General features: G+C 67.4%; 10 protein-coding genes. 2 read left to right on the forward strand and 8 right to left on the reverse strand.

All coding sequences use genetic code 11. The annotated features are described in order from the left end of the window. Window positions 1–213: 213 nt before the first annotated feature. The 8 genes from OM960_RS22250 to acs all read right to left on the reverse strand — a co-directional run bounded on the left by OM960_RS22250 (window position 214) and on the right by acs (window position 9,796). Window positions 214–2,325 carry a 3'-5' exonuclease gene (locus OM960_RS22250; protein WP_264773509.1) on the reverse strand — a complete coding sequence of 704 codons (2,112 nt, stop codon included), beginning with the start codon at window positions 2,323–2,325 and terminating at the stop codon, window positions 214–216. After that, window positions 2,270–2,680, reverse strand: coding sequence for a response regulator transcription factor (locus OM960_RS22255; RefSeq protein ID WP_263339084.1), 411 nt, complete (start codon window positions 2,678–2,680; stop codon window positions 2,270–2,272). Before OM960_RS22255 ends, OM960_RS22250 begins: the two co-directional genes overlap by 56 nt. Beyond that, a complete protein-coding gene (locus tag OM960_RS22260; RefSeq protein ID WP_263339086.1) occupies window positions 2,667–3,203 on the reverse strand; it encodes a hypothetical protein in 537 nt (178 codons plus the stop codon). Before OM960_RS22260 ends, OM960_RS22255 begins: the two co-directional genes overlap by 14 nt. A gap of 10 nt (window positions 3,204–3,213) precedes the next feature. Further along, window positions 3,214–5,040: a DUF294 nucleotidyltransferase-like domain-containing protein gene (locus OM960_RS22265; protein WP_264773510.1), complete on the reverse strand. Its 1,827-nt coding sequence runs from the start codon at window positions 5,038–5,040 to the stop codon at window positions 3,214–3,216. A 60-nt stretch (window positions 5,041–5,100) separates the two neighbouring features. Continuing rightward, window positions 5,101–6,822, reverse strand: a complete 1,722-nt coding sequence (locus tag OM960_RS22270; RefSeq protein WP_263339093.1) for a sodium:solute symporter family protein — start codon at window positions 6,820–6,822, stop codon at window positions 5,101–5,103. Window positions 6,823–6,828: 6 nt separating this feature from the next. Next, window positions 6,829–7,086 carry a DUF4212 domain-containing protein gene (locus OM960_RS22275; protein ID WP_263339096.1) on the reverse strand — a complete coding sequence of 86 codons (258 nt, stop codon included), beginning with the start codon at window positions 7,084–7,086 and terminating at the stop codon, window positions 6,829–6,831. 66 nt (window positions 7,087–7,152) lie between these two features. Then, window positions 7,153–7,833 carry an adenylate kinase gene (locus OM960_RS22280; protein WP_263339098.1) on the reverse strand — a complete coding sequence of 227 codons (681 nt, stop codon included), beginning with the start codon at window positions 7,831–7,833 and terminating at the stop codon, window positions 7,153–7,155. A 4-nt stretch (window positions 7,834–7,837) separates the two neighbouring features. Continuing rightward, window positions 7,838–9,796, reverse strand: coding sequence for an acetate--CoA ligase (acs, locus tag OM960_RS22285; RefSeq protein ID WP_264773511.1), 1,959 nt, complete (start codon window positions 9,794–9,796; stop codon window positions 7,838–7,840). Window positions 9,797–10,249: 453 nt separating this feature from the next. Here acs and OM960_RS22290 point away from each other — a divergent pair, with 453 nt between their 5' ends. Together OM960_RS22290 and OM960_RS22295 are read left to right on the forward strand one after the other, a co-directional pair. After that, complete coding sequence (locus tag OM960_RS22290) at window positions 10,250–10,744, forward strand: HugZ family pyridoxamine 5'-phosphate oxidase (RefSeq protein WP_264773512.1); 495 nt, start codon at window positions 10,250–10,252, stop codon at window positions 10,742–10,744. 65 nt (window positions 10,745–10,809) lie between these two features. Continuing rightward, a complete protein-coding gene (locus OM960_RS22295; protein WP_264773513.1) occupies window positions 10,810–12,471 on the forward strand; it encodes a response regulator in 1,662 nt (553 codons plus the stop codon). The last annotated feature ends 44 nt before the right edge of the window (window positions 12,472–12,515 follow it).

Here is a 12,515-nt window from a genome sequence, read left to right on the forward strand (position 1 = left end):
AACGCCCACTCATCGTCCGACATCAGGTCTCGTGCCAAGCTGGTCTCCATCGCAGATACCAGCTTGAATCATGATCAGGCGTCCGTGTGAATCCCTTTTGTCAACAGGCCCTAGCGGAGAGTTCCGAACGCCGGTCCCGCCGATAAGCGGCGATCCGGCGTCGCGTTGCCCCCGGCGCCCCGGCCGTGAGGCAGAGCCGTGTCGGGACGAGGCTCAGGCGTTCAGATCCCTGAGCAACCGACCGTGCTTCCTGACCTCGGTCAAGACATCGCCGAAGGTCACGATCCCCTTTCCCTTCAGCATCGGCAGGAGCTTCAGGAACGCCTCGGCCGTGGCGATCGTGTCGCCGATCGCGGTGTGGCGCGCCTCCTCGGGGATGGTGATGCCGAGTCGCGCGGCGAGCGCGTCGAGAGAATGGCTCTCGGTCTGGCCGTAGACCACCGCCGAGAGAAGCACCGTGTCGAGGATCGGGTGGTCGAAGGCCTGCCCGATCTCGGCCTCGCGCCGTTTGAGGAAGGTCATGTCGAAGGGCGCGTTGTGGGCGATCAGCACGGCGCCCTCTGCGAAGCGATGGAACCGGGTGAGCGCCTCGGCGATGCCGGGGGCGCCGGCCACCATCCGGTCGGAGATCCCGTGCACCGCGGTCGCGCCGGGCGGGATCGGGCGGCCGGGATCGACCAGCATGTCGAGAACTTCGCCCTGGATGCGCCGCCCGTTCACCAGCCGGAGCCCGGCAATCTGCACGATCTCGTCGCCGGCCTCGGGCAGAAGCCCGGTCGTCTCGGTGTCGAAGACGACATAGATGAGATCGCCGAGCGGCGTCGCCGCGAGCTCCGCCGCTGGTGGCTTGAGGAGCAGGTCGAAGTCGTAGACCACCTGCCGCGCGATCGCCGCCACACGCGCACCCGCCCGGCGCGCCTCGCGGATCGGCAGCAGGATCGCGGCCCTTCCGTCCTCCGCTTCCGGCCAGCATTCGGTGGCATGGGAGGTCAGCACCGCCCGCCCGGTCGCCTCGCCTGCCGCCGGGTCGAGCGGCCCGGCGAGCCAGTCTTCGAGCATGCCCACGGTCAGCGCCGGCCCGGTCCAGCCGAGCTCGATCATCGCGCCGGCACCGTCCTCGACGAGCCGGAGCGTCACCGCCCCGGCGATCCCCGCCGCCTTCAGCCGCCGCGCGAAGCCTGCGAGCAGCGCGACGGTCTCGAACCCGTCGCAGCGCAGGATCAGGTCGTCGGCCTCGGCCTTGACCGCCACGCCCGCCGCCTCCGCCCGCGCCCGGAAGCCGTCGACGAGATCGGCCGAGCGCGTCGACGGCAGCGCCGCCCAGCTGCCGCGCGCCGCGTCGTAACGGTCGGCGAGCTCCTTCACCGAGGCCGCGAGGGTTCCGACTTCCTGAAGCAGCGCCGCGTTCAGCGCCTCGCTGCCCGCGTCCTCGGCGAGGACGCCGATGACGGTCTGCAGGTTCGCCGCCGGGCGGCGGATCCGGTCGAAGATCTCCTCCAGAAGCCGGTCGCGACCAGCATGGGCGGCCAGATCGCCGGTCACGTCGCGCAGGGTCAGCACATAGCCCGGCGCCGACCCGCCTTCGAGAAGCCGCATCCGGCCCGAAAGCACCCGCGCCCCGTCGCGCGTCGCCACCAGAAGATCCGAGACCGCCTCGGCGTCACCCGCGGCCACCAGCCGCTCGTAGGCATGCATCAGGGGCGCCTCGCGCAAGGCGTCGAAGACCTTGCGGTCGAGGCCGGGCGCCGCGCCTGCGCCGAGGATGTCGGTCGCGGGGCCGTTGTAGAACACCAGCTGATGCGCCCCCGAACACAGGAGCACCCCCGCCGGCACGTCCGACAAGAGCGCCTCGAGCCGGGCCTTCTCCTCCTTGAGGCGGGTCGTCTCGCGCTCCACCGCCTCGGCAAGGGCATCCCGGGTCTCGGCGAGCGCGTCGGTCAGGGCCGTCGCGGCCGGGCCGAGATCGCCGAGGTAGCGCCCCGGCGCCGCGTCGAAGGTGCCCGCGCCGTCGGCATGGGCCTGTGCCCGCATCCCCGCGGCGAGCCGGTCGAGCGCGCGGCCGACATTCTCGTCGAAGAGCAGCCAGACCCAGGCGGCGATGCCAATGATCCCGAAACTCGCCACAGCGCCCGCCGTGACGAAGGCCGACTGCGTTTCGGGCAACCCGGAGTGCTGAAATCCGAGCCAGAGCCCGCCCACCACCGACACCACCCCGCCCACGGCGATCGCCGCGAAGAAGAGAAGCAGCCGCTGGCGCAGGCTGAGGCCGTTACCCATCGCCTCCCGCTCCCTCGGCGCCGGGCTCGAGAAGTTTGCGAACTTCATCGCGCAACTCCTTGAGTTCGAACGGTTTCGCAATAAACCCGTCAGCACCGAGCGCGAGCCCCTTGCGGCGTTCCATCGCCGAGCCGCGCGCGGTCATCATCAGGATCTTCACGTCCTTGAGCTTGGGGTCCATCCGCACGTTCTGGCAGATCTCGTAGCCCGAGACCTCGGGCAGCATCACGTCGAGCAGCACCAGATCCGGCGCGGTATCGCGGATCTTCGGCAGCGCCTCGGCGCCGTTGGCGATCCGGTCGTGGTCGTAGCCCTCGCGCGTGAGCACGTAATCCAGCGCCAGCGCGATGTTGTCCTCGTCCTCGATAATGAGGACCCGGTGGCGTTTCTTAGCCTCTGCCATTGCCTCCTCCCTCGCATGCTGCCCGGAGCGCGGGATCCTCCGGGTCGAGTTCCTGCCAGTCCGCGACCGCCAGCTCGGCGGCGGTCGCCCCGGCCGCGCTGGCGTCAACGCGCCGCGCGCCGGCACAGTCGAAGAGCACCGTGAGCCCGTAGGAGGGCCGCCAGCGCTCCATCAGGTAGAGCTTCGCGTGGCGCATCTCGGGGCCGGGATCGGCGGGCAGTCCGGCTTCCGGGCCGCGATCGAGCAGCGCCATCCGCGTCGTCACCGGCGCGAGGTAGGTCCAGGGCCGCCAGAAGTCGCTGCGTTCGTTCTTGAAGGTGACGACGGCGCTTTCGGGCAGGGTCAGTCGGGTCCGGTCGGCCCAGCTGTATTCGTTCCAGACCATGAACAGGAGCATCGCCACGCCCGCCCCCGCCGGCATTGTCCATTTCGGCAGACGCCGCCCGGAAAGCCGGTTGAGCCCCATCACGAGGCCGGCGGCGGCGAAGCCCGCTGCGACGATGGAGATGAAATCGATCAGCATGGCCGCTCCTTCAATTCAACGCTCCCTTGCCGTGGCCAAGCGCCGACTGCATCGTGCGCACCACGACGAAGGCATCGCGCAGATGGCTGCGCTCAAAATCGGAAAGGCTCGCGGGCGCGAGGTAGTTGTCGGGCTTCTCACCCGCCTTGACCCTTGCCGCCTGATGCTCGAGCCGGGTCTCGGCGATGAGGTCGTAGGCCTCGATCAGGTCGCGCCCGCCCGAGGCCGAGACCACCCCAGCCTCCACCGCCGCGACGAGCCGCGCGCGGGTGTTGACCGGCGGGAGGCGCCCCTGAAGCGCGTAGACCCGGGCGAGGTCGGTGACCGGCACGACGCCGGAATGCTTCATGTCGATCTGATTGCGGTGCTCGCCCGAGCGAATCGTCGCGAAGCCGCGGATGAGGCCCAAGGGCGGCGTGTGCTTGAGCGAGTTGGAAATCATGTGGGCGACGAAGATCGAGTTCTTCGCGGCGGCGTCCAGCGTCTCTTGCTGGAGGCCGCCGAAGAGATGCGCCGCGCCGCCGATGGGGCGCAGGTCGAACATCACCGAGGCGAGCATCTGCGCCTCGGGGCTCGGGGTCTGAATCCAGCCGCGGAAATAGTCGCGCCAGACCCGGACCGGCTGGCGCCAGCGCGGGTTCGTCGCCATCATGTCGCCGGGGCAGTAGACATAGCCGCAGGTGTCGAGCCCGTCCGAGACGACTTTCGCGAGCTTTTCGAAATAGGGCATATCCGACGCCGTCACCGCGTCGTCGAGCATCAGGCAGTTGTCCTGGTCGGAAACGCCGGTCTGCTCCTGCCGGCCCTGGCTGCCGCAGGCGAGCCAGAGATACGGAACCGGCGGCGGCCCGAGTTCCTTCTCCGCGAGCGCGAGAAGCCGCCGCGTCACCCCGTCGGCGATGTCGGTGATGAGCCGCGTCGTCACCTCGTGAGCGTTGTGACCGCCGACGAGCTGGCGCAGGAGGCCCGGAATCCGCGCCGTCGTCTCGGCCATCTCGGAGGCGCTTTCGGCCAGAGCGATGTCGCGGATCAAGACGGCGGAGCTCACCGCCTGGTGGCGGGTCAGGTCGGTCTGGGTGATCATGCCCCTGAGTCGCCCCGCCTCGGTCACCGGCACATGGCCGATCCGGCGTTCGAGCATCAGGTGCAGGATGTCGGTGCCAAGCGCCTCGGGCGAGAGCGAGGCCGGGTCCACGGTCATGATCTCGGCCACCGGGGTGGCCGGGTCGCGGCCCTCGCCCAGCAGCCGGTGCGCGAGGTCGCGGGTGGTGACAATGCCGAGAAGCACGCCGTCGGGATCGGTGACGCCGAGGCTCGAGACATTGGCCTCGCGCATCATCCGCGCGGCCTCGGCGGCCGGGGTCTCGGGCGCGCAGGCGACCGGGTCGCGCGCCATGAGTTCGCCGACGCGGCGGGTGGCGAGGTCGCTGCCGCGCGGCTCCGCACCGCGGCCGCGGCTGAAGAACTTGGCGAAGCTCTCGACGGAACTCACGAGCCGGCGGAACTCGGCCACCGGCAGCACCAGAAGCGTCGCAGCGCCCGTGGTGCGCGCCGTCGTCGCGGCGCGGCCGTCGCGCATCAGCCCGCGTTCGCCGAAGGAGTTTCGGGGGCCGAGAAGCGAGACGAGTGCGCCATTGGAATCGAGAATCTCGACCCCGCCCGACTCGATCAGGAAGAGGCCGGGCAGCTTGGCGCCATGTCCGTAGATCTCGGCACCCGCGCCGAGCTGCCTGCGGCCGAAGGAGCCGGCGACCCGCGCCAGCTCGTCCTGCGGCAGACTGTCATAGGGATGGACCGTTTCGAGGAAAGCCTGAATGGTCCGAACGTCCTCGCTCACGTGGTCCTCCGTGTCCGGGGTGGCGCGCCCCGTAGAGGGACGCGCCTTGATTGTGGGAGATCAGTGGCCGGTGGCCGCGCCGGCGCCTTTCGGCACGCGGATCGATTCCACCAGTTCCTGGATCTCGGCCGGGGTCTCTTCGGTCGCGTTCGAGACAACGAAGGCGACGATGAAGTTGATGATCGCACCAACCGCACCAAAGGCCTCCGGCGAGATTCCGAACACCGGCGTTTCGGCGAAGGCCGTGCCCGGGATGAAGAACCAGCCCTTGTAGGCGAAGATGTAGAGCAGGGTCGAGATAAGACCCGCGAGCATCCCCGCGATGGCGCCCTGCTTGTTGATCCGCTTGGAGAAGATGCCAAGGAGGATCACCGGGAAGAGCGAAGCCGCCGCGATGCCGAAGGCCAGCGCCACGACCTGGGCCGCGAAGCCCGGCGGGTTGAGGCCGAGGATCGTCGCGATGACGATCGCCACCAGCATCGAGACCCGCGCCGCCATCAGCTCGCTCTTTTCCGAGATGTTCGGATTGAAGACGCCCTTGATGAGGTCGTGGGAGACGGCCGAAGAGATCGCCATCAGCAGGCCCGCCGCGGTCGAGAGCGCCGCGGCGAGACCACCGGCGACCACGAGCGCGATGACCCAGCCCGGCAGGCCCGCGATTTCCGGGTTCGCGAGAACCATGATATCGCGGTCGAGCTTGGTCACTTCGTTGGTGGCTTCATCGGCGGTGAACTCGATCTTGCCGTCACCGTTCTTGTCCTCGATCGCCAGGAGGCCGGTGGCTTCCCAGTTCTTCATCCAGTTCGGACGCGCTTCCAGCTCGAGCGGCTGGGTGATGTCGCCACCCGGATAGACCGTGGTGATGAAGTTCAGACGGGCCATCGCGCCGACGGCCGGGGCCGTGGTGTAGAGGATCGCGATGAAGACCAGCGCCCAGCCAGCCGACCAGCGGGCATCGGCGACGCGCGGCACGGTGAAGAAGCGCACGATGACGTGCGGCAGGCCCGCGGTGCCGATCATCAGCGACGCGGTGTAGAGCACCATGTTCAGCGTGCTCGTGGTATGCGCCGTGTACTGGTTGAAGCCGAGTTGGGTCACCACCTCGTCGAGCTTGGCCAGAAGCGGCTGGCCGCTTTCCAGGTGCGTGCCGAAGAGGCCGAGCTGCGGCAGGAAATTGCCGGTGAGCTGCAACGAGATGAAGATCGCCGGAATGGTGTAGGCGAAGATCAACACGACATACTGCGCCACCTGGGTATAGGTGATGCCCTTCATGCCGCCGAGCACCGCGTAGACCGCGACGATGCCCGCGCCGATCCAGAGACCGGTCGAGTAGCTGATGTTCAGGAAGCCCGAGAACGCCACGCCGACGCCCTTCATCTGGCCAATGACGTAGGTGATCGAGGCCGCGAGAAGGCAGATCACCGCCACGATGCGCGCCGCTTTCGAGTAGAAGCGGTCACCCACGAATTCCGGCACGGTGTACTTGCCGAACTTGCGCAGGTACGGCGCGAGCAGCAGCGCCAGAAGCACGTAGCCGCCGGTCCAGCCCATCAGGAACAGCGAGGTCTGGTAGCCGCCGAAGGCGAGCAGGCCCGCCATCGAGATGAACGAGGCCGCCGACATCCAGTCGGCCGCCGTGGCCATGCCGTTGACGACCGGATGGACGCCACGGCCGGCGGCATAGAACTCGCTCGTGGAGCCCGCGCGGGCCCAGATCGCGATGCCGACATAGAGCGCGAAGCTCAGGCCGACGACGATGATGTTAAGGGTATACTGTTCCATTCCGTCTTACTCCTCGACGCCGTGTTCGCGGTCGAGCTGGTTCATGCGCCAGGCATAGAAAAAGATCAGGACCAGAAAGACCAGGATCGAGCCCTGCTGGGCAAACCAGAAGCCGAGATCGGCGCCGCCGACATTGATGCCCATCAGCATCGGCCGCAGGATGATCCCGAAGCCGAAGGAGACCAGTGCCCAGATCACCAGACAGACCTGAATGAGCCGAATGTTGGCCTTCCAATAGGCGTTGGACGAAGATTTGTCCGCCATTTGTGTTACTCCCTTGAGTTCCCTCGTTTCCCGCCGGCGCCCCCTTCAGTCGGGGCGCCGTCTCCCTCAGGCCGTCACGCGGCGCAGGATGAGCCCGAGCGCCGAGGCGATCCCGGCGATGGAACCCATCGCGTCGACCGTCTCGAGCACACCCATCTTGCGATAATGCGCGATCAGCGGCGCCGTCTGGGCGTGATAGGCCTTGAGCCTCTCGCGCACCGTCTCGGCATTGTCGTCGGCCCGGCGCTTGAACTCCGTGCCGCCGCATTTGTCACAAACGTCCGCCTTCGCGGGTCGCTTGTGGGTATCGTGGTATCCCTCTCCGCAACTGGCGCAGGTGAAGCGCCCTGCAACCCGGCCGACCATCGCCTCGTCGTCAACCTCGAGGCTGATCGCGGCCGAAACCTTCTGGCCGGCATCGGCCAGAAGCCCGTCCAGCGCCGCGGCCTGTCCGGCCGTGCGCGGGAACCCGTCGAGGATGACGCCGGCCTTCACATCCGGCTCGGCCATCCGGTCCTTGAGGATCGCCAGCACGATCTCGTCGGAGACGAGACCACCCGCCTCCATCACCGATTTCGCGGCGAGCCCGGCCGGCGTGCCCGCCGCGACCGCGGCGCGCAGCAGATCGCCGGTCGAGAGCTGGATCAGGCCAAACTCTTCCTCCAGCATCCGCGCCTGGGTGCCCTTGCCGGCACCTGGAGGCCCGAGCAGGATCAGTACGGCCGGAGTGGTAGTCGTATCGCTCATGCGCTCAGCCCCGGTTCATGCGGTTGTCGATGAGGTCGTCCACGACCGAGGGGTCGGCGAGCGTCGAGGTGTCGCCGAGCGCGCCGTAGTCGTTCTCGGCGATCTTCCTCAGGATCCGGCGCATGATCTTGCCCGAGCGGGTCTTGGGCAGGCCCGGCGCCCACTGGATAAGGTCGGGCGAGGCGATCGGGCCGATCTCGGTCCGGACCCACTTCACCAGTTCCTTGCGCAGATCGTCGGTCGGCTCGACGCCCTTCATCAGCGTGACATAGGCGTAGATGCCCTGGCCCTTGATCTCGTGCGGATAACCCACCACGGCGGCCTCGGCGACCTTCTCGTGCGCGACGAGCGCGCTTTCGACCTCGGCCGTGCCCATGCGGTGGCCCGAGACGTTGATCACGTCATCGACGCGGCCAGTGATCCAGTAATAGCCGTCCTCGTCCCGGCGGCAGCCGTCGCCGGTGAAGTAGTAGCCCTTGTACTGCTGGAAATAGGTTTCCTGGAAGCGCTGGTGGTCACCCCAGACGGTACGCATCTGGCCGGGCCAGCTGTCGCCGATGCAGAGGACGCCCTCGACGCCGTTGCCTTCGACCACCTTGCCGCTCTCGGCCTCGAGCACCACTGGCTTGACGCCGAAGAACGGCAGGGTCGCGGAACCCGGCTTGGTCTCGGTGGCGCCCGGCAGCGGCGTGATCAGGTGGCCGCCGGTCTCGGTCTGCCACCAAGTGTCGACGATCGGGCATTTGCCCTTGCCGACATGCTTGTCGTACCAGGTCCAGGCTTCCGGATTGATCGGCTCGCCCACGGTGCCGAGAATCCGCAGGTCGCTGAGGTCGTGCTTCTCGACCCATTCCGGCCCCTGCCCCATCAGCGCGCGGATCGCGGTCGGCGCGGTGTAGAACTGGTTGACCTTGTGCTTGGCGCAGACCTCCCAGAAGCGACCGGCATCGGGATAGGTCGGCACGCCCTCGAACATCACCGTGGTCGCGCCGTTCGCGAGCGGCCCGTAGATGATGTAGCTGTGGCCGGTGACCCAGCCGACATCGGCGGTGCACCAGAAGATGTCGCCGTCCTTGTAGTCGAACGTGTACTGATGTGTCATTGCGGCATAGACGAGATAGCCGCCCGAAGTATGCACCACGCCCTTCGGCTTGCCGGTCGAGCCGGAGGTGTAGAGGATGAAGAGCGGGTCCTCCGCGCCCATCGGCCGCACCGGGCAATCGGGGGCGGCGGTCTGCATCAGCGCGAGCACGTCGACGTCGCGGCCATCGATCCAGGTCGTCTGGTCGCCGGTATGCTTGACGACGAGGCAGCGCACCCTGTCCGAACAATGCAGGAGTGCCGCGTCGGTGTTCGCCTTCAGCGGCGTCCGGCGGCCACCGCGCGGCGCGGTGTCGGCGGTGATGACGAGCTTGGCGCCGCAGTCATTGATCCGGTTGGCGAGCGCATCCGGCGAGAAGCCCGCGAAGACGATCGAATGGATCGCGCCGATCCGGGCGCAGGCGAGCATCGCGTAGGCCGCCTCGGGGATCATCGGCAGGTAGATCACCACGCGGTCTCCGCGCATCACGCCCTGGCTCAGGAACACGTTCGCCATGCGGCAGACGTTCTCGTGAAGCTCTCGGTAGGTGATGTGCTTGGCCGGCGTTGCCGGATCGTCCGGCTCCCAGATGATCGCGACCTGGTCGCCGCGGGTCTCAAGGTGACGGTCGATGCAGTTCGCCGCGACGTTGAGGACGCCGTCCTCGAACCACTTGATCGAGACCGAACCAAAGTCGAAGTTGGTGTCCTTCACCTTGCTGTAGGGCTGGATCCAGTCGAGGCGCTTGCCCTCCTCACCCCAGAAGGCGGCTGGGTCCGAGACCGACGCCTCGTACATGTTGCGGTAGCCGTCCGGTGTGACATGCGCGCTCTCAAATCCCGCCGGAATCGCCCGTTTCGCCGCTGTATCCGTTGCGCCCATCATCGCCTCCTGTGCCGATTTCCCCCCGGGAAGGCCCGCGACCAGCAGCGCAAAGCCACCAGAGGGCCGCGAAGCCCGTTCAGCCGCCACTGTAAACCATTGTCAGATTTTTGTGTAACCTATTTTATCTACTGGATTTTTTTGTAAAAAAATTGACAGATAATCGGAAAATTCTGTAAATATTTTCGTACCGAAGCAACAATTGCCATGGATTATCAATTCATTGGTTGTTGACGGATGCGGAGCGGCCGACGGAGCGCCCTGCCTTCAACCTCCAGGCTGTCCGGTCCCGCATTCCGTGCAGATAGCCCGGCGACGCGAATCAACCCGCGCTGACGGGACCATGTGATTCGCGGTCAGGGCGATCCGGCCGGGCAAACGCGCCGCGCTTGCCGGCCCGGGCCGCGATTGGTACCGCTTGAACGCCACGAAAGATGCAAGCGGGGACCGGCGATGCGCGACAAGATCAATCCGATCCGCGAGACCGACGACGAGGCGCGCGGCCTTGCCCGCGAACTCCTGACCGCGGCGACAACCGCGGCTCTCGGGGTGATCGAGCCCGAGACAGGCGCACCATTCGTCAGCCGCATCGCCTTCGGCCTCGGTCCCGAGGGAGAGCCGATGACGCTGGTCTCCGACCTCGCGGTCCACGCCCGCGCGCTGCGCGCCGATCCGCGCGCCTCGCTGCTGATCGGCGAATCCGGTGCGAAGGGAGATCCGCTCACCCATCCGCGCCTCACGCTGCGGGCGAGCGCCCGCTTCTTCGCCCGCGAAGACGGTCGACGCGACGCGCTCCGGGCAGCGTGGCTCGGGCATCACCCCAAGGCGAAGCTCTACGTCGACTTCGCCGATTTCCACTTTGTCCTCTTCGACATAGCGGGCGGACTTCTCAACGGCGGCTTCGCGAAAGCCTATGCACTCGACTCGAATGACCTTAGAGTGACTTGAGACACGGAACCTCCGGCGCGGGAGCGCATCAGACCACATGACGCCCAGATCAGCGACGAGCGAGTATGGCTGACCGAGCGATTTGGCTGGACGAGATGTCGCGTCAGGGAAAGCGGCTCGAGGCGGATCTCGTCGTTCGCCAGGTCGGGATCGCGCTGAGTTGCGTGCTGTTCGGCGTGCTCCTGCCGTTCTGGCTCGTGTTCTTCACCTACCTGCTCTGCGTCGGCTGCGACATCCTGCAACTCCGCCTGCAAGCGGCGTTCGCGGCCAACCCGACCCGGTTCCGGCATGCGCTGATCCTCGCCAATTCGACGGCCATCGTCGCGTTCTACTGCGTTCCGGCGCTTTTCCTCGCGATGATCCCCGGCCCGCTGGTCAAGTTCGCGGCGCTTCTGCCGCTCGTCGGGGCGCTCCTCAACGTGTCGATCGTACGATCGATTCATCTGCCAATGGGCATTCTCAGCAGCGTCCCGCCGGCGCTGGTCCTCTTGTGGATTCCGGCGCAAAGCCTTGGCGACCCAACGGCGGCGCATGTCGGTCTTGCGATCGCGGGTGGGGTCGCTCTGGTCGGCTACTTCATCGCCTCACTGGTGCAGAACCACCGCGCCCAGACCGCGCTCATTATCGCGATCGAGGATGCCAACGCAGCGAACCGCGCCAAGAGCCGGTTCCTTTCGGCGATGAGCCACGAGTTGCGGACCCCGCTCAACGGCGTGCTCGGGCACAGCCAGCTCCTGCGCGAGGCGGGCGATCTCGACACCGCGCGGCGCCACGCCGCGGAAGTTGAAGCCGCGGCGCGCATCCTGCGGATGCTGGCGGAGGACGTGATCGACCTCGCGTCGCTCAGCGAGGGCGAGATCCGGTTCCACCCGGTGACCGCCGCGATCCGCGCCGAACTAGAGGCGGTGGCGTCGATGAAGCTGCCGGTAAAGGGCGGAAAAGACCCGGTCATGTCGATCGAGATCGCCCCGGAAGTGCCGGAATTCGGACGCTTCGACCCGATCCTGTTGCGCAAGTGCCTGACCCATCTCAGCGCCGCCGTGATGTCGGACCATTCCTCGGACAGCCCGGCACGGATCGACATGCGCTGCTCACTGGCGCCGGGACGAATGGATCGGCTCCGGATCACCATCGCCGCGCGCGGTCCCGGCTGCGCGCCGGAGGACCGCGTCGCGATACCGGGCGGCGAAGGTCTCGCGACGACGCTCGTGCACCGCATCGCCGAAGTGATGGGCGCCCGCGCCGCGGTGCTGCGCGCGCCGGACGGCAGCCCCGTCGCGCGGATCGAGGTTCCCTTCGTGATGGTGCCAGACCCACCCGAGACCGGCGCCGAAAGCATCTACGGCCGGCTTCGCGTTCTGGTCGTCGACGACATCGCGACCAACCGCCTCATCGTCGTTCAGATGCTGCGCAGCCTGCGAATTGAGGCCTTCGAGGCCGAAAGCGGCGGCGACGCGCTCGACCGGCTCGCGGATGAGGAATTCGACCTCGTCCTTCTGGACATGAACATGCCCGACATGGACGGCGAGGCGACCTTCCGCGAGATCCGTACCGCCGGCACCGGCTGGGCAGGTATTCCCGTCGTCGCGCTCACCGCCGATGCCGCGGTCACACAGCGCGAACACTACATGGCGCTGGATCTGGACGGATTCATTTCGAAGCCCGTCGACAAGCGGCTTCTCTGGGCCGAGATCCTTTCCGCGGTACCACCGCCCCCCCCGCTCTAGAAGGGATCCGGGCGGCACTCGCGCCCGCCCGAACCGCCTAGGGC

This window comes from Defluviimonas salinarum, assembly GCF_026013545.1.
Lineage (GTDB): Bacteria > Pseudomonadota > Alphaproteobacteria > Rhodobacterales > Rhodobacteraceae > Albidovulum > Albidovulum salinarum.

Excerpts from the sequence above, each read along its gene's own strand:
- OM960_RS22250 (WP_264773509.1), bottom strand. The coding sequence starts at position 2,325 with ATGAAGTTCGCAAACTTCTCGAGCCCGGCGCCGAGGGAGCGGGAGGCG.
- OM960_RS22255 (WP_263339084.1), bottom strand. The coding sequence starts at position 2,680 with ATGGCAGAGGCTAAGAAACGCCACCGGGTCCTCATTATCGAGGACGAG.
- OM960_RS22260 (WP_263339086.1), bottom strand. The coding sequence starts at position 3,203 with ATGCTGATCGATTTCATCTCCATCGTCGCAGCGGGCTTCGCCGCCGCC.
- OM960_RS22270 (WP_263339093.1), bottom strand. The coding sequence starts at position 6,822 with ATGGAACAGTATACCCTTAACATCATCGTCGTCGGCCTGAGCTTCGCG.
- OM960_RS22275 (WP_263339096.1), bottom strand. The coding sequence starts at position 7,086 with ATGGCGGACAAATCTTCGTCCAACGCCTATTGGAAGGCCAACATTCGG.
- OM960_RS22280 (WP_263339098.1), bottom strand. The coding sequence starts at position 7,833 with ATGAGCGATACGACTACCACTCCGGCCGTACTGATCCTGCTCGGGCCT.
- acs (WP_264773511.1), bottom strand. The coding sequence starts at position 9,796 with ATGGGCGCAACGGATACAGCGGCGAAACGGGCGATTCCGGCGGGATTT.
- OM960_RS22290 (WP_264773512.1), top strand. The coding sequence starts at position 10,250 with ATGCGCGACAAGATCAATCCGATCCGCGAGACCGACGACGAGGCGCGC.
- OM960_RS22295 (WP_264773513.1), top strand. The coding sequence starts at position 10,810 with ATGGCTGACCGAGCGATTTGGCTGGACGAGATGTCGCGTCAGGGAAAG.